We start from the raw sequence: 21,097 nt of genomic DNA on the forward strand, positions 1-21,097 counted from the left end.
CCGGAAACTGAACCATTCCACCATATGCCCATTGTCATGTGGAGGATTGGGCGGGGGCCTCGGAGTGCAATTTACGGAGGCGTCGTGCAGCTCGCGGAAAGATCCATTCGTCAGCCCGCTGAGGGAAAACCAGCCGAAGGCCTGCGCTTGGCCTTGTTCTCCGGGAACTACAACTACACCCGCGACGGCTCTAACCAGGCTCTCAACCGCCTGGCGGCGTATCTGATCGACGAAGGCGCGGAGGTCCGCGTCTATTCGCCCACGACCGACACGCCCGCCTTCGAGCCCGCTGGCGAACTGGTCTCGGCGCCGTCGATCGCGATCCCCGGTCGCGGCGAATATCGGCTGGCCCTGGGACTGACCCGCGCCCTGCGCGCCGACCTCGCCCAGTTCAAGCCGACGGCGGTTCACCTGTCCGCGCCGGACCTGCTGGGCTCCCAGGCCGGCAAGTGGGCGCGCCGACAAGGGCTGCCGCTAGTCGCCAGCCTGCACACGCGGTTCGAGACCTATCTCTCCTACTACGGCCTCGACTGGCTTCGGCCGGGCGTCGAGCGTTATCTGGACGGCTTCTACCGCCGCTGCGACCGCGTGCTGGCGCCCAACGCCCCCATCGCCGACCTGCTACGCCAACAGGGTCTTAGTGGCGAGGGTATGGGCGAGCGAGTCGCCATCTGGGGCCGCGGCGTCGACCGCGAGCGCTTCTCGCCTGCCCGCCGGGACATCGGGTGGCGACAATCGATGGGGATCGCCGACAACGAGATCGTCGTCGCCTTCCTGGGCCGCCTGGTCATGGAGAAGGGGCTGGACGTCCTTTCCGAGACCATGACCCGTCTGCGCGGCCAGCCGATCCGCCCGCTGATCATCGGCGACGGCCCGGCGCGCGGCTTCCTGGAAGAGCGCCTGCCTGAGGCCATCTTCACCGGTCACCTGGACGGCGAGGCCCTGGGCCGCGCGGTGTCCAGCGCCGACATCCTGTTCAATCCCAGCCTGACCGAGGCCTTCGGCAACGCCACCCTGGAGGGCATGGCCGCCGGTCTGGCGGTTCTGTGCCCGCGCGCGCCCAGCACCAGCGCCTTGATCGCCGACGGCCAGGATGGCGTCCTGGCCCAGCGCGCCGACGCGGAAACCTACGCCGCGGCGATCCTCGCCCTGGTCAACGAGCCCATGCGCCGCGTGCGCCTGGGCCGCGCCGCCCGCCTGTCCAGCGCCCGCTACGACTGGCGCGCCATCTGCGCCTCGGTGCTGGACGTCTATCGCGACCTCGGCGCCGCCCCCTCCCTGTGCGCGCGCTCGGCCGCATGACGACAGAAGGCGGCATGGCGACGGAGGCCGGCGCGAAACCCTCGGCCTGGCGAGGCTGGCTGCTGACGGCCGGCATCGGCCTGCTGGCGGTGTTCCTGGCCACGCACGGCGTCGGCGCGGTGCGCGAGATCGTCGCCCAGGTCGGGTGGCAGACCGTCCTGGTCATCCTCGCCCACCTGCCCGTCACCTTCCTGGCCACGGTCAGCTGGCAGGTCCTGCTGCCCCCCGATCGTCGCCCGTCCCTGGCCTTCCTGTTCCGTGTCCGGCTGATCAAGGAGGCGGTCAACGCCCTCCTCCCCGTCGCCCAGGTCGGCGGCGACGTGGTGCGCGCCAAGCTCACGGCCCGCAACGGCCTGACCCTGGCCGAGTCCACGGCCAGCTGCGTCGTCGACGTGCTGGCCGGTACGGTGGGCCTGGTGCTGTTCATCCTGACCAGCCTGGTCGTGGCCATGGTCACCCTGCACGACCCGCGCCTGGCCCAGGCGGGCCTGGCCCTGGTGGGGATCGTCGCGGCCATCGCCGCCGCCCTGTACGTCGCCCACAAGGCCGGCGTCGGTCGCCGCTTCGGCCAGGTCTCCCAGCGCTGGACGGCCATCGCCGGCCGCGTCGGCGAGCTGGGCGACGCCTTTCGGGGCATTGGCCGCCAGCGCGCCAACCTGTTCGCCTCCTGGGCCTGGCATATGGCCGCCTGGATCGCCGGGGCGTTCGAGACCTATGTCTCGATGTGGGCCCTGGGTCTCAATCCCACCTTGCTGCAGGCCCTGATCGTCGAGGGCCTGGCCCAGACGGCCAAGGTCGTCGGCTTCGCCATCCCCGGCGCCCTGGGCGTGCAGGAAGGCGGCTACCTGCTGCTGGGCGGGGCGCTGGGCCTGACGCCCGACCAGGCGCTGGCCTTGTCGCTGCTGCGCCGCCTGCGCGAGCTGACCCTGGGCGCGATCGGCCTGGTGCTGTGGCGCGCGACGCGACCCGAGCCGGTCGCGGCGTCCCCGGAGCCGGCCAACGCTTAAATCCCATATTGCAGGATATTATCCTGTATTTTGGCATTGAACCCCTTCCCCGGCGGCGTTACCAAGCTTCTCGGACTCTGCACGCAAAAGGGAGGCGGCATGATCCTGGATCGGCGCACGCTGCTGGCTGGCCTGGTTCTCGCGCCGAGCGCCGCGCTCGCCAGGGAGGACGCCCCCGTGTGGGCCTTCGATTTCACCACATCGGCCATAGGCCCCTACGACCCCGCCGTCGGCCACGGCTTCGAGCCGGGCCCAGGCCGGCTGTTCTCGGTGAAGGTTCCTGAGGGCGACTATCGCGTCACCCTCGACCTGGGCGGCGACAAGGTCTCCGAGACCACGGTCAAGGCCGAGTCCCGACGGCTGATGCTGGAGACCGTCCGCGTTCACGCCCGCAAGACCGACACCCGGACCATCGTCGTCAATGTCCGTCGCCCCGAGCTGGCTCCGCCGCCGGCCAACGCCCCGGGCGGCAAGCGCGTGGCGCTGAATGCGCGCGAGGACGGCAGCTACGACTGGGACGACAAGCTGACCCTGGAGTTCTGCGGCCCGACCGCCGCCGTGCGCCGGCTGAAGATCGAGCCCGTGACCGTTCCGACCGTGTTCCTGGCCGGCGACTCCACCGTCACCGACCAGCGCTTCGAGCCCGCCGCCGGCTGGGGCCAGATGCTGCCGCGCTTCTTCAAGCCGGACGTCTCGGTCTCCAACCAGGCGGAGTCCGGCGAGACCCTGAAGGCCTTCCTCGTCGAACGGCGGCTGGACAAGATCCTCAGCCGGATCAAGCGCGGCGACTGGCTGCTGATCCAGTTCGGGCACAATGACCAGAAGAGCCAGTGGCCCCAGACCTATGTCGAGGCGGCCACCACCTATCGCGACTATCTGCGGGCCTATGTCGGCGAGGCGCGGCTGCGCGGCGCGACACCGGTCCTGGTCACCTCGATGCACCGCCGCAAGTTCGACGCGGCCGGCAAGATCGTGAACACCCACGGCGACTATCCGCAGGCCGTACGCGACACGGCCAAGGACCTGGGCGTCCCGCTGATCGACCTGCACGCGATGAGCGCGGCCTTCTACGAGGCCCTGGGCCCCGACAACGCCTGGAAGGCCTTCAACGACGGCGGCAAGGACGCCACCCACCACAACAACTACGGCGCCTATCAGCTGGCCCGCTGCGTGGTCGAGGGGATCCGGGCCCATGTCCCCGACCTCGCCGCGCACCTCGTCGCGGATCTTCCGGCGTTCGATCCGGCCAGGCCGCCCGCGCCCGAGACCTTCGCCGTGCCGGCCAGCGCCGCCTCCAGCCAGGAGCTTCCTCGTGGAAACTGATCGCCGGGCCCTCTTGGGCCTCGCCGCAGGCCTGATGGCCGCCCCCGCCCTGGCCCGGACCGCCGAAACCGCCTCTCCCGTAGAGACGGTGGACCTCTGGCCCGGCGCCGCGCCCGGCGGCGAGAAGGTCACCGTCACCGAGCAGGTGATCCTGCGCACCCCCGGCGGTGATCCGAACGACACCGCCTTCCTGAACGTGACCAAGCCTTGGCTGACCATGCGCCGGCCGGCCAAGCCGAACGGCGCGGCGGTGCTGATGATCCCGGGCGGCGGCTATGTGCGCGTGGCCGTGGGCAAGAACGGCGGGCCGATCGACGCCTGGCTGGCCAGCCTGGGGATCACCGCCTTCGTCATGGACTATCGCCTGCCGGCCGATGGCTGGGCCGCCGGACCGGACGTGGCCCTGCAGGACGCTCAGCGGGCCATGCGTCTGATCCGCGCCCGCGCCCCGTCATTGGGTGTCGATCCGGCCCGCGTGGCGGCGATCGGCTTCTCGGCCGGCGGACACGTCGCCGCGCGTCTGGCCACCCAGTTCGGCCGCGAGACCTACGCCCCCGTCGACGAGGCCGATAAGCTGCCCACGCGGCCCTTCGCGGCGGGCCTGTTCTATCCGGTCGTCACGGGAACGGCGCCTTACGCCCACGGCCAGTCGCTGAAGCAGCTGGTGGGCGCCAACCCGACGGACGCCCAGCGCCAGGCGGTCTCGGCCGAGCAGCACGTGCCCGCCGACGCGCCGCCGACCTTCATCGCCGCCGCGGCAGACGACAAGGTCGTGCCGGTCGAGAACAGCGTGCTGATGTGGCAGGCCCTGCGCGCCCGGAAGATCCCGGTCGAGATGCACCTGCAGGAGGTCGGCGGCCACGGCTTCGGCCTCAGGGATAAAGAGGGCCAACTAGCTCCATCGATGATCGCCCTGGACGCCTTCTTCAAGCGCCACGGTCTCTACGCGTGACCGAAAGGCTGGCCACCGACGCGATCAACGCCGCCATCGTCCACGCCCATGCGCGCGGCGGCGGCGAGGTCGTGCTGCCGGCGGGCCGCCACCTGTCGTTCTCGATCCGCCTGCTCAGCGGCGTCACCCTGCGGCTGGAGGAAGGCTGCGTGCTGGAGGCGGCCGATCCGGCCCGGCACGACGGGACCTATGACCCGGCCGAACCCAATCCGCACGACCTCTGGCAGGACTTCGGGCACAGCCACTGGCGTAACAGCCTGATCTGGGCCGAGGACGCCGAGGACATCGCCATCGTCGGCCCCGGCCGCATCGACGGCCTGGGCCTGACCCGCGAAGGCCCCGGCTCGCGCTGGAAGAAGCAGGCCGGCGAATTCCCGCTCAGCATGGCCGGTCTCTCGGCCGAGGCCATGGCCGAGCTGTCGCCCCAGGTCGAGGCGATGGCGGGCCTGGGCAACAAGGCCATCGCCCTGAAGCGTGTCAGGCGGGCCCGGATCGAGGGCCTGACGATCTTCCGAGGCGGCCACTTCGCGGTGCTGGCCACGGGCTGCGAGCACCTGGTCCTGCGCGACCTGGTCGTCGACACCAACCGCGACGGCCTGGACATCGACGCCTGCCGCGACGTGCTGGTCAGCGGTTGCCGCGTGAACACGCCCAATGACGACGCCATCGTGCTGAAGAGCTCCCTGGCCCTGGGCGAACTCATCCCCACAGAGCGCGTGACCATCGAGCATTGCGAGGTCAGCGGCTTCGACCCCGGCACGATGCTGGACGGGACCTTCGGTCGGACCCAGCTGGTCTCGCCCGACCAGGACCGCGTCACCGGCCGCATCAAGCTGGGCACGGAGTCGAACGGAGGCTTCAGGGACATCTCGATCCGAGATTGCCGCTTCGTCCGCTCGCGCGGCCTGGCCCTGGAAGTGGTCGACGGCGGCACGATGGAGAACGTCGTCTGCGAGCGGCTGCATCTCTCGGAAGTGACCACCGCCCCGATCTTCCTGCGCGTCGGCGACCGGCGGCGGGGACCCGAGGGCGCGCCGCTGGGGGCGATGCGCAACATCGTGCTGCGCGACATCGAGGCGTTCGACGTCCTGCCCGACTACGCCGCCACGATCGCGGGCCTGCCGGACTCGCCGATTCAGGACGTCACCCTGTCGAACATCCGCCTGTCCTATCGCGGCGGCGGGCCCGCCGAGTGGGCGCAGCGACGGCCCGGCGACCTGCCCGAGGCCTATCCCGAGCCCAGCATGTTCGGCCCCTCCCCGGTTCACGGCCTGTGGGCGCGCCACGTCGACGGGCTGAAGATCGAGAACCTGACCATTGAGACGACGACGCCGGACGGTCGGCCCGAGCGCCGGTTCGAGAACGTCCGCGAGGTCGCCCAGTGATCCTGGACCGCCGGATGCTGCTAGCGGGCATTGCCGCCACGCCTTTCGCGGGCCAGGGCCGCCGCCTGTTCGCCGACGACTTCCGCCATGGCCTGAAGCGCTGGGCGATCGAGGCCGAGAAGCCGGCGACCCTGACCACCACGGACGGCGTGCTGGACATCGTCGCCCCGGCCGGCTTCACCGCCTGGTTCAAGCCGGAGCTGATCGGGCCGGTGGCGATCACTTACGAAGCCCAGGCGGTCTCGGCCGGCGGGCCGTTCGACCGGGTCAGCGATCTCAACGCCTTCTGGATGGCGCGCGAGGCCGACGGCGGCTCACCGCTGGACCATCCGCGCTCGGGCGCCTTCGCCGACTACGACACGCTGAAGACCTACTATGTGGGCCAGGGCGGCAACACCAACACCACGACCCGCTTCCGCCGCTATGTCGGCAGGCCCGGCGACCGGCCGCTGCTACTGCAACACGACCATGCGGCGGCCGACGAGATGCTGACGCCCAACCGCTGGACCACCGTGCGGCTGATCGCCGATGGCCAGCGCATCGAATACTGGAGCGATGGCCGCCGCCTGTTCGAGCACCGCGATCCGGAGCCCTATTTGCGCGGCTGGTTCGGACTGCGGACCACGCAGAGCCATCTGCGGGTCCGCGACTTCGCCGTCTACAGCCTAGTCCCAGCTGGCGGGTAGGCTCGCCGGTGCGGCGTCGCCGACCAGGGCCAGGAGCTCGAACAGGTTCAGCGCCCACTGCGACGACTGGTTGGTCGAGACATTGGCCATCTCGTCGATCGGCTCCAGCACGGCGGTCCCCGTCACCCGCTGGATCGGCGCGGGGCCGCGCTCCTGCCCGCTCTTGGTCGCGGTGAGGAATTCCTTCCAGGCGCGCTGGGCGAGGGCCGGGTCGTTCAGCTTGCGCGCCGCCCAGGCGGTCAGCCGCGCGTGCCAGACGGGATAGCCGAAATATCGGTCGATGGCGGCCTGACCCAGCGCCGCCTGACGCTCGGCCTGCGGGGCGTTGTAGTAGGCGCAGAAGCGGGCCCAGGCCTTGGTCCAGGCCGGGTCGTCGATCAGGCCGTCCAGTTCGAACACGAACTCGGCCCCGCCCATGATCGTCACCAGGTGGTAGCTGGTCGTGAAGGCCGTGCCGAGGTCGTACAGCGTGGCCGTCGCCGGGTCGTAGCCGAATGGCGGACCGGTGAACATGCCATGGGACGAGGCGGCGATGGCGTCCAGGCCCTTGACGATCTTGTCGCGCCACTGGGTGTCTCCTGTCCGCTCCCAGGCCACCAGCCAGTTGCTGGCGAAGGCGAACCAGTCCGGGCCCGAGCGGGCCTGGGTCGGATAGGTGGTCTTGGCCGCGACCTTGCGGACGGGATTGACCGCGGCCAGGGCGTGGTCGGCGTCGACCAGGCTGGCCATGATGTCGCCGGTCCGCTCGTCGGCGGTCAGGTAGTAATAGTGGCGGCGCAGCAGCGACTGGCTGATCCGCGCCTCTTTGGCGCCGTCGCCCCAGTGGCTGACATTGTGGCGCGAGCCCAGGCCCTTGAACGGGCCCAGGTGATGGATGTCGACCTCGCCGGTGTGGCGGGTCATTGCCTCGGCCATGCGGAAGATGTCGGCGCGGCCGGTGCGCATGAACGCGGTCCACAGCCACAGGTCCGGCACCAGCTCGCTGTTGTCCCAGGCATAGCCGCCGACGTCGTAGCGCCAGACGTGCCGGTCCTGGTCGTAGGTGTGCATCACGTCGCCGTGGTCCCAGAACCCGTACCAGCGGCGCTGCTCGACCTCGCGCTGGTAGAAACCCAGCAGACGCTCGTGCTCGGCTTCCAGCCTGGCCTTCACCGGCGTGGAGCGATCGACCGGGGCCCAGACGCCGAAGGCCCCGCAGCTCTGGTAGTAGGCTGGCGCGGCGACCGGCAGCGGCGGCTCGGACGTCGTCCTGGCCATGGCCGACAACGCCTCGCGCGACGGGGTGGCGGCCACGGGCCACAGGAAGACCTGGTTGGTGCGAGCGATGCCCATCGGGGTCGAGTGCCCTGCCTCGACGTCCTCGTACTGAATCTCCAAGCCGTGGGCGCGATCGCTGTAGTGGCGCAGGTCCATCGGCCCCGCCTGCGGCGACCACAGCCACAGGGTCACGGTCGCGGCGTCGGTCGTCGCCCCTTCGATTTCCAAGCCCGTCGGGTGCCGCTGCCAGAAGTGGCGCAGGCCGAAGGCGACGCCGCCCGAGACGCCGCCGATGTAGCCGAACCCGGGCGAGCGGCCGCCGTGGTCAGCGCGCAGCCAGCTGCTCTTGGTGTTGGTCCGCTTGTCGATCACGAACGCGTCGGCGTCGCCCTGGAACAGGCGATAGCCGTCCCAAGCGGGCACGGTCAGCAATTGGTCGCGGGTCTTGGCGTCCATGGCCGAGAGGTCCGGGACGCGCTCGCCGCGCAACTGGTCCTTGAACTTGCCGGCCAGGGCGAACTTGGCGGGCTGCCAGCCGGGGATGTTGCGGACGGCCTCGCCCCACATCCCCTCGCCTTCGCCGGCGAAGCGGACGTGGCGGTTGTGCGGTTCGTCGGTCAGCGGGACATCGAAGCGGATCCCCAGGCCGGCGATGAAGTCCCTATTGCCGTCGCCATCGAACACGAAGCTGTGGGTCAGGGTCAGCCGCCCCTCGGCGTCGACCGCGACGCGCAGGGTGAACGGCAGCCAGTCGCGGCCCGCGCCGCGATGGCGGCCCTCGAAGCGGACCACCGCCCGCACCGGACCACGCTGCTCGACGGTGACCGTATCGATCGCGCCGTCGAAGACCTGGGTCTCGCGCGGCGAGAGGTCGCCGGGCGGCAGGGTCTGGTTCAGGCAGACGAGGCGTCCGCCGCGCAGGGTCTCGCGACCGGCGAGGCTGACGCTCTCGATGAGATTTCCGCCGGCCCGCGAGAAGCGGCAGACGAAATCACCGGCGGCGACCTCGATCCGCTCTTGTGTCTCGCGCACCTGAACGGGCCTGGAGGGTTGGACCGGCTTGCCAGGCTTGACCTGGAAACCCCCAACCAAGGCGTTAGAGGCCGGCGCGCCCGCCAGGGCGTGCCCGGTCCATTTCAGCGAGCCGTCGGGCCAGTAGGCCAGCGGCCAGGTCTGCAGGGGCAGAGCCTGGCCATCGGCGCCCACGGCCGTCAGGGCGGTCTTGGCCTTGACCGCACCGCGCGGCCAGGGCGCGCCCCAGACCGCCGCGCCGGGCGCGGACGGCGGGACGTCGCCCAGCCAGTGCAGGTCGGCGAAGGCCGGCGCGGGCTTGGCCGCCCGCGCCGCTTCCGGAGCGACGGCCGTGAGCGCCAGGCTCGACACCAGCACGCCGCGACGCGTCGCTCCCTTGGTCACGCTTACGCTCCTGGAACTAGAACTTCAGGCCCATGCCGACGAAGAAGCGGCGACCGAAGTAACCGAGCTCGGTCAGGCGGATGTCGCCCGCGGTCGAACGCTCTTCTTCCTTCGTCAGGTTCTTGCCCTCGACGAAGAACGAGATGTTCTCGACCCCGAACAGCTGCTTCGGCTTCCAGGTGACCTTGCCGTCCAGGTAACCGGTCGCGTCGCGGTACACCGGCTGCAGCGAGGTGTCGGCGGCCGAGACCAGGTACTTGGAGCGGTAGTTGTAGGCCAGGCGGGCGTTGATCGGGCCCTTGTCGTACCAGAGCGTGAAGTTGGCGCTGTCCGAGGATAGGCCCGGGAACGGCAGCGGCGAGCCGTCCAGCTGCGAGAACAGCCGAACGTTCTTGGCCTTCTGGTAGGTGTAGTTGACGTCGACGCCCAGGCCCGACAGCAGGCCAGGCAGGAAGGTGAAGGCTGTCTTGGCGGTGATTTCCGCGCCCGAGATCTTGGCGCCGTCGCCGTTGATGTAGGTGTTGTAGTTGTAGAACGTGCCGTCGCCGTAGACGTCGAGCCTGCCCGCCAGCGAGCGGCTGGAGACGTAGAACGACTTGATGTCCTTCTTGAACAGGCCGACCGACACCTGGGTGTCCTTGTTCGGATAGTACTCGAACGACAGGTCGTACTCGTTGGCGCGGTAGGGCTTCAGGTTCGGGTTGCCGGCGGTGCAGCTCGGCTCGTCGAAGGCCCCGTTGGCGTCGGGCGAGGTGTCGGTGGTGCAGGTCACCGTCGGCATCAGGAAGTCCATCCGCGGACGGGCCAGCAGCTGGGCGAAGCCCGCGCGGGCCGTCAGCTTGTTCGGGATCAGCCAGACGTTCGCGTTGAAGCTGGGCAGCCAGGCGGTGTAGCTCTTCTTCGAGCTGACCAGCTGATTGCTCAGAACATAGGTGGTCGCGGTGCCGCCGTTCGTCGCCGCGTAGCTGGTCTGACGCGACGAGACGCCCTCGCCGAAGTTCTGGGTGTGGACCCTGCGCCAGCCGAAGTTGCCCTCGATGTCGTAGTTGCCCAGCGGGAACTCGTAGTTGAACTTCAGGTACTGAGCGTCGTTCCGCTCGGTCATGTAGTACGGGTACTGGTCGTGGACCTGGCCGTCGCTGCCCAGGGCGCGTTCCAGGCTGTCGGTGTTGAAGTGGCTGGTGTCGAGGTTCGCCGCGACGGCTTCGTAGCTCGGGAACTTCCAGGTCGACGGGATCGAGCCGCCGCCGAAGTAGAAGTCGCTGGGCAGGTTCGTCATCGCCGAAGCGAAGAGCGAGTTCGAGAACGCTCGCGACCAGGTCTCGGTCGTCGTCCAGTAGCCCGTGGTCGTGGCCACGCCGTTGACCGGGTTGGTCTGGTCGACGGTCTGGCCGGCCAGGATCGTCGCCGTCGAATTGATCGAGTTGCCGTAGATGACGGTGTCGTCGGCGGTCGAGTTCGGGTTCGAGCCAGGGCTGATCACGAAGCCGCCGTAGCCGTAGCCCTTGGTCGAGGCCTTGCTCCAGCGACCGCCGAACTCCAGCTTGGTGATGAACGGAAGGCGCGTGTCGTAGTCGAAGTCGACCTTGTACTGGTCTTCCTTCTGGGCGTTGTTCGACGGCCGGTACTGGATCTGCCACTGGCGGATCGCCGAGGCGTCCGACGGGCTGTAGCCCGAGGCGAAGGCAAACGACGGTTGGCCCGACGAATCCAGGCTGACGGTCATCCCGGGGGTGTCGAAGCTGACGCTGACATTGTTCGTCTGGGACAGGACCGAGGTGTCGGCCTTCGACCCGGCGAACTCGATCTGCAGGCGGTCGCCGCGATAGTTGCCGCCGAAGCTGTAGTAGTTGCTGGTGGTGTCGTACTTGAAGTCGCGGGCGCTGATGCCGAAGCCCGAGTAGCCGCCGGCGCCCGACGTCGTCAGGCAGTTGCCCAGCGTATAGGCGGTGACGTTGTGGCCGGCGTCGACCTTGACCGAGGAAGCCGTCGTGTCGGTGCTCGAGCAGGCAGTGGCCGAGGCTGCGTTACGCAGGCGGGTCGTCGACGTGAAGTCGGTGCCGTAGTTGATGTCGTTGAGGGTCTGCTTGCGTTCGTTGCGGTTGTAGCTGACCCAGGCGTCGAGCTTGTCGGTGAAGCGGAACTGGGCCGTGAACTCGGCCGAGACGCGCTCGTCGTTGCGGGTCCAGACGCCGTAGCGGGCGGTGCGCGGCGCGTAGTCGTACCACTGCGACAGACAGGCCGTGCGCAGGTTGGCCGTCGAGATCTGCGCCGCATCGGGCGTGGTCAGGCTGGCGCAGCCGGCCTGGGTCGTCACGTTGCGCGCCAGATCGTTGATCTGCTGGTTGTAGGTCGTGCTGTAGTAAGGGGCGGTCTTGTCGGCCGAGCTGTCGAAGTCGGCGAACCGGCCCCACGAGGTGTTGCGGACATAGTCGCCGCGGGTGTCGACGTTGTCGTACGTGACGTTGGCCATCAGGCCCAGGCGGCCGTCCAGCAGCTTGGTGGTGGCGAACAGGTTGCCGCGCGGCTTCCAGCCGTTGACCGTGTCCAGGTTCTGAGCCGACGCCGTGAGCGACAGGGTCGGCTTCTTGAAGTCGAGGGGCTTGCGGGTCTTGACCGAGACCGTGCCGCCGACGCCGCCTTCGGTCATGTCGGCCGTGAAGCCCTTGAAGACGTCGATCGACTGGACCAGTTCGGAGGCCAGCTCGCGGAAGTCGTTCGAACGACCGCCGCCGCCGTAGACCTGCAGGTTACCGGCGGTCGACAGCGTACTCATGCCGTTGATTTCGACGCGGTTCAGGTCGGGCTCGACGCCACGGATCGACACCGCGTTGCCTTCGCCGAAGTCCCGGGCCAGCTGCACGCCGGTGATGCGGCCCAGCGCCTCGCCGACGTTCTTGTCGGGGAACTGACTGATGTCCTCGGCGACGATCGAGTCGGAGATGGTGCCGGCCCGCTTCTTGCGGTTGATGGCCGACTGCAGGCTGGCGCGCGTGCCGACGACGATCTCTTCGACGGTCGTGGCCTCGTTCGCGCCCTGCCCCGTCGGCGCCTGCTGCGCCCAGGCTTGATCGGCGATCGCGAGCCCGGCGCTGAGCGCGAGCCAAGAAACCGTAGCGGCGGCCGCGCGGCGGCGAGCCTTCGAAAACTGCATTGGGTTGTCCCTCCCTTACCAGTTGGCCTGACGCTCCTTCCCGGGGGGGCGTCGGACGCCTGACGCGCGCGAAACGACCTGAAAGGCTCGCTCGACGCACACCGGCGCATTTTTAATACAAATACCGTAGTGCCATATGTTGAGATGTCAACGCAATTTATGGGAAGACACAACGGAGCTTTCGTGATGTAACCCTCAGCGATCCTGGGAGCGCCTTACGCGGGCGCATGACAGAAGCCGCGCGACGCGGCCTCCGGGATCGCGCAAGGCTTTCAGGGAGGCGCGGCGCTCATGACACCCCCAGGACTCAGGCGACTCGAGGCCAGCGTCTGCGCGGCGGCGCTCCTGCTGGCGACCGGCGCGGCCCAGGCCGCTCCGCGCTGGATGGAATCGCTGGATCGCGGCGTGGTCGCCGTACCGGCCAAGGACGGCGGCGTACTGGTCAGTTGGCGGCTGCTGGGCGACGACCCGGCCGGTACGACCTTCAATCTCTACAAGGACGGCAAGAAGCTGAACGCCAGGCCGCTGACCGGCGGCACGGACTTCGTCGACAAGACCACGGGCGCCGGCGTCTATGCCGTGAAGCTGGTCGCCAAGGGCAAGGAAGGTCCGGCCGGCGCAGCGGCCTCGGTCTGGACCGACGGCTACCTCTCGATCCCGATCGAGCCCCCGCCCGGCGGCGTCACCCCGGCGGGCGAGGCCTATTCCTATACGGCCAACGACGCCAGCGTCGGCGACCTGGACGGCGACGGCCGCTACGAGATCGTCCTGAAGTGGGACCCGACCAACTCGAAGGACAACGCCTTCGGCGGCTATACCGGCGACGTCTATCTCGACGCCTACACCCTGGAGGGCAAGCGCCTGTGGCGCATCGACCTGGGCCGCAACATCCGGGCCGGGGCGCACTACACCCAGTTCCAGGTCTTTGACTACGACGGCGACGGCAGGGCCGAGATCGCCGTCCGCACCAGCGATGGAACGGTCGATGGGACCGGCAAGGTGCTGGGCGATCCCAACGCCGATTGGCGCGAGACTGGCGGCGAGCGGCCCCAGGCCGACCGCACCGGGGCCTTCGTCCAGCCGGACGGGACCAAGGTCGCCAAGGTCCAGGGGCGCATCCTCAAGGGTCCGGAGTTCCTGACGGTGTTCGAGGGCGCGACCGGCAAGGCCCTGGCCAGCGCCCCCTACTCGCCCCCGCGCGACCCGCGCACCGATGCGCCCAGCGTCGAGCAGATGACGGAGGTCTGGGGCGACGGCTACGGCAACCGCTCCGACCGGTTCCTGGCCGGCACGGCCTATCTGGACGGCCAACGGCCCAGCATCATCATGGGACGCGGCTACTACGCCCGCAGCACGATCGCCGCCTGGGACTTCCGGGACGGCAAGCTGACCCAGCGCTGGCTGTTCGACAGCGCCGCGCCGGGCAACGAGGCGTTCGGGGGCCAGGGCAACCACCAGCTCAGCGTCGCGGACGTCGATGGCGATGGCCGTGACGAGATCCTCTACGGCTCGATGGCGATCGACGACAACGGCAAGGGCCTGTGGAGCGCCCGCCTGTTCCACGGCGACACGATGCATGTCGGCGACCTCGACCCGACCCATCCGGGCCTGGAGAAGTTCGGCGTCCACGAGAGCCCAAAGGCCAACGGCGGCATCGGCGCGGCCATGCTGGACGCCAGGACCGGCAAGGTCCTGTGGAGCACGCCGACCGATCACGACACCGGCCGGGGCCTGGCCGCCGACATCGACCCCCGCTTCCCCGGCGACGAAGCCTGGGGCACGAACGCGGACGCGCTCTACACCGCCCAGGGCAAGGCCATCGACGGTGTGAAGCATCCTCGCCAGACCAACTTCGCGATCTGGTGGGATGGCGACGACTTGCGCGAGTTGTTGGACAAGAACCAGATCAGCAAGTGGGACTGGAAGACCGGCCAGGCCGTCCCGCTGCTGACCGCCGACGGCATGACCTCCAACAACGGCACCAAGGCCACCCCGGCCCTGTCGGCCGATATCCTGGGCGACTGGCGCGAGGAGTTGATCCTGCGAGCCGAGGACAACAAGTCCTTGCGAATCTACGCCACGCCCTACCCCACCGACCGACGCCTGGTGACGCTGATGCACGACCCGCAGTATCGCGTCTCGATCGCCTGGCAGAACACCGCCTACAACCAACCGCCGCACACCAGCTTCCATCTCGGCGAAGGCATGAAACAGCCCAAGCCGGCGGCCATCGTCACTCGGCCCAATACTAAGGGGAAGGCGTCCCAATGAAGTCGTTCGTTCTAGGCGGCCTGGCCGCCCTGCTCCTGATCGCCCCCGCCTCGGCGCAGGACATGCAGACCCTGGCCAAGCCCGGCGCGCCCGAAGCCCCGCTGGAATGGGTCGACAAGACCACCGGCCACCGCATCGTACGCCTGTCGCGTGAGCCCGGCAGCTCCAGCCTCTATTTCAACTACAACGGCTACACGCCCAAGGGCGACCGGCTGGTCTTCGCCTCGCCCACCGGCATCACGGCCATGGACCTGAAGACCCGGGCCCTGACCAAGATCGTCGAAGGCAAGGTCCGGCTGCTGTTCGTCGGCCGCAAGACCGGCGCGGTCTATTACGAGAAGGCCCTGACCGCCGATCCGATGGGCCCCAAGGCCGTGATGGCCACCGATCCCTACACGAAAGCCACGCGCGAAGTGGCCAAGATGGATCGCGGGTCCTTGCAGACCCTCAACGCCGACGAGACCCTGCTGGCCGGGGTCGCTGTCCGCACCGACACGCCGATCCCGCCGAACCTGGCCGACAGCCTGCCCAAGAACCCCGACGACGTGAAGAGCGCCGACGGTCGCGAACTGTCCTACGCCGAGGGCCGCGAGGTGCAGCTGAACGCCCGCCTGGACAGCCGCATCCCGATGGAGATCTTCACGATCAACACCGTGACCGGCGAGCGCAAGGTCGTGCACCAGGCCACCGACTGGCTGAACCACCTGCAGTTCTCGCCGACCGATCCGGGCCTCCTGATGTTCTGCCACGAGGGTCCCTGGCACAAGGTCGATCGCCTGTGGCTGGTCAGGACGGACAAGGCCAACGACACGCCGGTCAAGATCCACACCCGCACCATGAACATGGAGATCGCCGGCCACGAATGGTTCAGCGCCGACGGCAAGACCGTCTGGTACGACCTGCAGACCCCGCGCGGCGAGGACTTCTGGGTGGCCGGCTACCAGGTCGACACCGGCAAGCGCACCTGGATGCACGTCCAGCGCAACGACTGGTCTGTGCACTTCAACTCATCGCATGACGGCAAGCTGTTCGCCGGCGACGGCGGCGACAGCGAGATGGTCGCCCACGCGCCGGACGGGAAGTGGATCGTGCTGCTGAAGCCCCGCACCGTACCGGACGTCGCGGGCATCCACGCCCCCGGGGCCGAGCACCTGATCGCGCCGGGCGTGCTCGACTCCGAGCGCCTGGTCGACATGCGCGGCCACGACTACCGCCTGGAGCCGAACGTCAACTTCACGCCGGACAACAAGTGGTTGGTGTTCCGCTCGAACATGCACGGCGCCAACCAGGTGTACGCGGTGGAGGTGGCGAAGGCGCAGTAGCGCCCTCGCGAACATCAGGCGCAGATCAGGCGACGAGCACGGGCAGCGTGGCCTCGACGCCCTCGGGGGCGAAGATCAGCTCGGGCTTGCCGCCCAGATCACCGGCCAGCCCACGCTCCAGCAGCCTGGCGCCGAAGCCGCGATGGGCGGGCGGGCGAACCTCCGGCCCGCCGCGTTCTCGCCAGCGAACCTGCGCATGCCGCTCGTCACCCAACGTCCACTCGACGGTCACCCGGCCGCCCGGCGCGGACAGGGCGCCATACTTGGTCGCGTTCGTTCCCAGTTCATGGGCGGCCAGCGCCAGGGCCAGAGCCGCGCCGGGCTCGACGCGTAAGGACGGTCCCTTGATCGAGATCCGGTCGGGATCCCGGTCGTCCGCGAACGGTCGCAAGGCCTCGTGTATGATGTCGTCGATGACCGCCCCCGACCAGTTCTCCCGGGTCAGGATATTGTGGGCCGCCGACATGGCCATGAGCCTCTCGATGAACTGGTCCCGCGCCCGGGACGGCACCTCGTCCACGCGCAGAGTCTGGCGTGCGATCGACTGGATCGAGGCCAGGGTGTTCTTGACCCGATGGTTCAGCTCGTTGATCAGCAGCTGCTGATGGACCTGCGCGGTCTTGATCTCGGTGAGATCCATCGCCATCCCGACATAGCCGAGAAATGCGCCGCTGGCGTCGATCCGTGGCTTGGCGTTGACCAGCATCCAGCGCCACCCCTCGGGCTGACGCCGGAACCGCGCCTCGAAGGTGTAAGGATCAGGTCCCTTTCGCGCCGCCTCGCGCCGCACCAGGATCTCGGCGACATCGTCAGGGTGGATCAGGCCGATCCAGGCGTGCCCCAGCAGGTCGCCGCGATCGACATTGGCCAGCTGGGCGAAGGCGGCATTCACGAACTCCACCCCTCCCTCGGGCGTGGTCATCCACACGGGCGCCGGCGCGGCGTCCGCCAGGGTGCGGAAAAGCGCCTCGCTCTCGCGCAGCTTCTCGGCGGCGGCCTTCTGCTCGGTGATGTCGGTGTGGACGCCAACCCATTCCCGGATCTCGCCGTTCGCCTCGAACAGCGGAACGGCGCGGATGCGACAGTCCCGCCAGACGCCGTCATGCCGCAGCACCCTGTGCTCGAACTCGAACATGTGCTTGTCCGCGACCGCCGCCAGCCAGGCGCGAACGGTGGGCTCGACATCGTCGGGGTGCACCGCCTTGGTCCACCCGAAACCCTCGTACTCGGCCGGTGTCTGGCCTGTCAGCGCGGCCCAACCGGGTTGCTCGCCTTCCATCTGGCCACGGGCGTTGTTGGTCCAGAGCACGCCCTGCACCGCGTCGATCGCCGCGCGAAAGCGCGCCTCGCTCGCGACCAGCCGGGTCGAGGCCTCGCGACGCCGGGATATGTCGCGGATGAACCCCAGCACGAGATCCTCGTCGCCGGGCTCGGCCCAGCGGGTCATCGACAGCTCGATCTCGACCTCTCGCCCGTCCCGGCGGATCGCGGTCAGCTCGCGGCGCGCGTCGAGCAACGCCGGTCGTCCGGAGGCGGAGAAAAGCTCGGGCTCGTCGGCAGCAGGCCCGCCGCGCGGCGAAAGGATCAGCGTGCTCAGCAGCCGTCCCAAGACATCTTCCCGCGGCCAGCCAAACATCGCTTCGGCGCGCGCGCTCCAATCGACGATCGCGCCCTGCGTGTTCATGACCACGATCGCGTCCAGGGTCGTCGTCAGAATAGGCTGTAGTCTTTCGAGGTCTGACAAGCTGTGCCTCGCAGGGGGCGTTGGTCCGCGATTCAACTGACGAATGCGGCGAGACCCTCAACACACAACTCCACCAGCCGAAACGCAACCGCCAAGACCTCCGACGTGATCGCCGGCTCCGACAGGATCCTATCGCGTCCGCCGGTGCAGCTCGGCCTCGATGATCCCCAGCCGACCGCCGGCCGCCACCTTCTCGGCGCCCGTGTCGAGGCCGGCCCGCGCGCCGGTGATCTCGACGATCTTGCCGAAGGCGTCGCGGTCCACGGTCGGCGCCGTCAGGGCGATGCGCAGGCGCGAGCCCTTCACCGGCTTCAGCGGCAGCACGACATAGCCCAGGCTCTTGGCTGGTTCGCCCTCGTAGACCACCGCCCCGTCCACGGTGATCCGCAGCGGATAGGAGCGCAGGCGCCAGCCGATCAGCTTCAGCTCCAGCTCGTCGACCACCTGGGGCTTGCCCAGGCGGTACTCGATCCAGGCGTTGGCCAGCTGGCCATCGCTGGCCCAGTGGGTCATTTCGTCGTCGTCCATGGCCTGGCCGGCCTCGGCCTGGTTTGAGCCGGCGATGGTCTCCGTCGGGCGCACCGTGACGCGCCAAGTCTTGAACGATGGCGTCGAGGGCGTCGGACCACGCACCAAGCTGACCGGCAGGGCGTCGTCGCCCACGGGCCAGCGGCCGTCGGCCGTGAGCGGTGCGGCGACGTCCAGCGTCAGGGACGCGTCCGGCAGTCCTTCGGCATGCGCCTTGACGACCACCCTCCCCGTTTCCAAGGTCGAGCGCAGCGCCACCCGATTCATCCCCGCCTCGACCGGCAGGGTCTTGGACAGGATGAAGTTGTCGTCGGTGCGCGCCGCGCCGGGGAACTTGGTCACCTGGTCCGCGCCCGCCGGCTTCTGCGGTTCGGCCGAGACCGGCGCGGCGGCCTGGCGCCCCAGGGAGTCACCCTGGGCGATACCGCCCCGCCACTCCACCGGGCCCGTCGTCGAGAAGCTGATCGTGTTCAGCGCCGTTGGCACGCGGCGACCCTGCTTGTCGACGACCTCGACATCGACCAGCGCCAGGTCCGAACCGTCGGCCTTCCAGCCGCCCGGCCCCGTGCGCGGCGTCAGGCGCAGCGCCGCCGGCTCGCCGGTGGTCTCGACGGCGTGGCGCGACACGACCTTGCCCCTAGCGTCGTAACCGATGGCCTCAAGCTTGCCGGGCGCCCACGCAACCCGCGGGAAGGTGAACAGGAAGCCGTAGCTCTTCTTGCCATAGCCCAGCAACCGGCCGTTCAGGCTCAGCGCCACCTTGTCGGCGCTGGAGACGACCAGCACGTCCTTCACCGTACCCGGCGCATAGTTCCAATGGCCGATGATGTGGCTGCGCGGATGCTCGACGTCGACCCAGCCGTCCCACATCACCTGGTGGGCGTAGAAGCCCTCCTTGGGCAGGCGCATGCCGTCGACCTCGCCGCTACGGCGATAGTTGTTGTCGCCGCGGAAGTGGGTGTTGCTGTCGGAGAAGACGATGTTGACGCCGCCCGAGCTGACCCGGTCGCCGCCGCCCGGCCGCGCGCGCCAGTAGTCGTACCAGCGGCGAACGTTCTCGGCGGCGTGGCTGTCCTGGTTGCGGTTGTAGTCGGGGCTGTCCTTGTGGAACGGCGGGGTGAAGTCGTCCTGGAACTTCCGCGCGCCTTCGTCACGGGAATATTCCATGGCCCAGACGGGCTTCGACGCGCTCTTGTTGATGTAGAGCATCTCGCCACCGTACTCGGCGACCTTGCTGGACAGCATCTCGCGCGAGCCGATGGCGCGGCCGCCGTGGGGGTCGAACTTGTCGCGGATGGCCTTCAGCTCGGCCATGTGTTCGTCGCTGATGTTCTCGTTGCCGCCCTCGTAAAAGACGATCGAGGGGTTGTTGCGGAAGCGGACGATGGCGTCGGCCATGACCTCCTTGCGCTGCTCCCAGCGACGGCCGGTGACGTCGCTCTCGGCGTCGCCGGCGGGCATGGCCTGCATCAGACCCACACGGTCGGCCGAGGTCACGTCCTGGCGGGCCGGGGTGATGTGCATCCAGCGCACCAGGTTGCCGCCGCTCTCGACCATCAGGGCGTTGGAAAGGTCGCTGATCCACGGCGGGATGTCCGCGCCCAGGGCCGGCCATTCGTTGCTGGTCCGCTGAGCGTAGCCATGAACCTGGATCACCCGATCGTTCAGCCGGACCATGCCCTGGCCGAAAGCCGTCTTGCGGAAGCCGGTGCGGGTCGTGACCTCGTCGACCGCCTTGCCGTCCTCGATCAGGGCGGTGCTCACGCCATAGAGGTAGCCGTAGCCCCAGCTCCAGAAGTTGAGGCCCGAAAGCCGCGACTTGGCCGAGACCATGCGGGTCTCGCCCGGCGCCAGGGTGACGGTCGGACCGGTGAACTCGCCCACCTGCTTGCCGTCGACGTCGCGGACGACGACGCGGTAGCCGAAGGTGCGCGGCCGGTCGGTCTCGTTGCGCACCTCGGACTCGGCGTGGATCGTCGCCGCCCGGCCCTTGATGTCGAAGTCGTCGGCCCAGATGTAGACGCCCGTCGTGCCCAGGCTGGAATACAGCGGCAGGGTCTGGTGCAGCCCGCCAGTCAGGTGCAGGCGCACGGCGCGGTGGATGCCGCCGTAGTTCACATTGAAGTTGTTGTTGTTCCACTGGAAGCCGCTGCCCGTGGCGCGCTCCTTGTACTTCCAGTCGCTGTCGACGCGGACCGCCACGACGTTCTCGAACGGCGCGGGCTTGAGCAGCTTGGAGGCGTCGACGCCGAAGGCCGTGACGCCGTTCTCGTGGAACCCGGCCAGCACGCCGTTGACATAGACGTCGCCGGCCTGGCGTACGCCCTCGAACTCCAGGAACGCCTTATCGCCCGCCTTGAAATCCGCTGGCAGGACGAAGCGCTTGCGATACCAGGTGATCCCGCCCTTCAGGTCGTGGATGTCGACCCGGAAAGCGTCGTCCTCGTTGAAGGCGCGCGGCAGGGTGACGGGCTTCCAGGCCGCGTCGTCGAACGCGGGGGCCTCGGCGCCGGCGATCTCGCCCGTGGCCATCCGCCAGCCGTCGTTGAAGGTGAACTCGGCCCGCTGGGCCTGGACGGAGACCGGCGCGAGGGCGGCGATGACGGCGCAGGCCAACGGAACGGGCTGGAACAAGCTCGACATGCGACACCTCCCATTGGTCAGGCCACTTTGGGCTCTCCCGCACCTTTGGCTTGACAACCCTGGGGATGTCAAGCAATCTCATTATATCGGATGATATCTCAATATTT

General features: G+C 68.8%; 12 protein-coding genes. 8 read left to right on the top strand and 4 right to left on the bottom strand.

The genetic code is table 11. The annotated features are described in order from the left end of the window. Nucleotides 1-147: 147 nt before the first annotated feature. From K8940_RS13620 to K8940_RS13645, 6 genes are all read left to right on the top strand, one after another. Entirely contained in the window at nt 148-1,302 is a 1,155-nt protein-coding gene (locus K8940_RS13620) for a glycosyltransferase family 4 protein (RefSeq protein WP_223390498.1), read from the top strand. A 14-nt stretch (nt 1,303-1,316) separates the two neighbouring features. Beyond that, nucleotides 1,317-2,309 (top strand): flippase-like domain-containing protein, encoded by a 993-nt coding sequence (locus K8940_RS13625; protein WP_223390499.1) that lies wholly within the window; start codon nt 1,317-1,319, stop codon nt 2,307-2,309. 99 nt (nt 2,310-2,408) lie between these two features. Beyond that, entirely contained in the window at nt 2,409-3,632 is a 1,224-nt protein-coding gene (locus K8940_RS13630) for a rhamnogalacturonan acetylesterase (protein ID WP_223390500.1), read from the top strand. Next, a complete protein-coding gene (locus K8940_RS13635; protein WP_223390501.1) occupies nt 3,622-4,584 on the top strand; it encodes an alpha/beta hydrolase in 963 nt (320 codons plus the stop codon). The genes K8940_RS13630 and K8940_RS13635 overlap by 11 nt, the downstream gene beginning before the upstream one ends. Further along, a complete protein-coding gene (locus tag K8940_RS13640) occupies nt 4,581-5,969 on the top strand; it encodes a glycoside hydrolase family 28 protein (protein WP_223390502.1) in 1,389 nt (462 codons plus the stop codon). Before K8940_RS13635 ends, K8940_RS13640 begins: the two co-directional genes overlap by 4 nt. After that, nucleotides 5,966-6,655 carry a DUF6250 domain-containing protein gene (locus K8940_RS13645; protein WP_223390503.1) on the top strand — a complete coding sequence of 230 codons (690 nt, stop codon included), beginning with the start codon at nt 5,966-5,968 and terminating at the stop codon, nt 6,653-6,655. Before K8940_RS13640 ends, K8940_RS13645 begins: the two co-directional genes overlap by 4 nt. Here K8940_RS13645 and K8940_RS13650 read toward each other — a convergent pair. Both K8940_RS13650 and K8940_RS13655 read right to left on the bottom strand, forming a co-directional pair. Then, the gene (locus tag K8940_RS13650; RefSeq protein ID WP_223390504.1) at nt 6,635-9,328 is read right to left on the bottom strand and encodes a Tat pathway signal sequence domain protein; all 2,694 of its coding nucleotides are present in this window, start codon (nt 9,326-9,328) and stop codon (nt 6,635-6,637) included. The genes K8940_RS13645 and K8940_RS13650 overlap by 21 nt on opposite strands. Before the next feature lie 16 nt (nt 9,329-9,344). After that, nucleotides 9,345-12,482, bottom strand: a complete 3,138-nt coding sequence (locus K8940_RS13655) for a TonB-dependent receptor (protein ID WP_223390505.1) — start codon at nt 12,480-12,482, stop codon at nt 9,345-9,347. A 291-nt stretch (nt 12,483-12,773) separates the two neighbouring features. On the opposite strand from K8940_RS13655, the gene K8940_RS13660 reads away from it, so the two are divergent. Together K8940_RS13660 and K8940_RS13665 are read left to right on the top strand one after the other, a co-directional pair. Next, nucleotides 12,774-14,753 carry a rhamnogalacturonan lyase gene (locus K8940_RS13660; RefSeq protein ID WP_317846994.1) on the top strand — a complete coding sequence of 660 codons (1,980 nt, stop codon included), beginning with the start codon at nt 12,774-12,776 and terminating at the stop codon, nt 14,751-14,753. Beyond that, nucleotides 14,750-16,075 (top strand): oligogalacturonate lyase family protein, encoded by a 1,326-nt coding sequence (locus tag K8940_RS13665; RefSeq protein WP_223390506.1) that lies wholly within the window; start codon nt 14,750-14,752, stop codon nt 16,073-16,075. Before K8940_RS13660 ends, K8940_RS13665 begins: the two co-directional genes overlap by 4 nt. 25 nt (nt 16,076-16,100) lie before the next feature. On the opposite strand, the gene K8940_RS13670 is transcribed toward K8940_RS13665, so the two are convergent. Then, a complete protein-coding gene (locus K8940_RS13670; protein WP_223390507.1) occupies nt 16,101-17,819 on the bottom strand; it encodes a PAS domain S-box protein in 1,719 nt (572 codons plus the stop codon). Between the two features lie 129 nt (nt 17,820-17,948). Next, nucleotides 17,949-20,990 (bottom strand): DUF4982 domain-containing protein, encoded by a 3,042-nt coding sequence (locus K8940_RS13675; protein ID WP_223390508.1) that lies wholly within the window; start codon nt 20,988-20,990, stop codon nt 17,949-17,951. Nucleotides 20,991-21,097: the final 107 nt, after the last annotated feature.

It is taken from the genome of Caulobacter segnis, from assembly GCF_019931575.1.
Classification (GTDB): domain Bacteria; phylum Pseudomonadota; class Alphaproteobacteria; order Caulobacterales; family Caulobacteraceae; genus Caulobacter; species Caulobacter segnis_C.

What these genes read in the sequence shown, in the direction of transcription:
- K8940_RS13625 (WP_223390499.1), top strand. Translation starts at nt 1,317, where the DNA reads ATGGCGACGGAGGCCGGCGCGAAACCCTCGGCCTGGCGAGGCTGGCTG.
- K8940_RS13630 (WP_223390500.1), top strand. Translation starts at nt 2,409, where the DNA reads ATGATCCTGGATCGGCGCACGCTGCTGGCTGGCCTGGTTCTCGCGCCG.
- K8940_RS13655 (WP_223390505.1), bottom strand. Translation starts at nt 12,482, where the DNA reads ATGCAGTTTTCGAAGGCTCGCCGCCGCGCGGCCGCCGCTACGGTTTCT.
- K8940_RS13660 (WP_317846994.1), top strand. Translation starts at nt 12,774, where the DNA reads ATGACACCCCCAGGACTCAGGCGACTCGAGGCCAGCGTCTGCGCGGCG.
- K8940_RS13665 (WP_223390506.1), top strand. Translation starts at nt 14,750, where the DNA reads ATGAAGTCGTTCGTTCTAGGCGGCCTGGCCGCCCTGCTCCTGATCGCC.
- K8940_RS13675 (WP_223390508.1), bottom strand. Translation starts at nt 20,990, where the DNA reads ATGTCGAGCTTGTTCCAGCCCGTTCCGTTGGCCTGCGCCGTCATCGCC.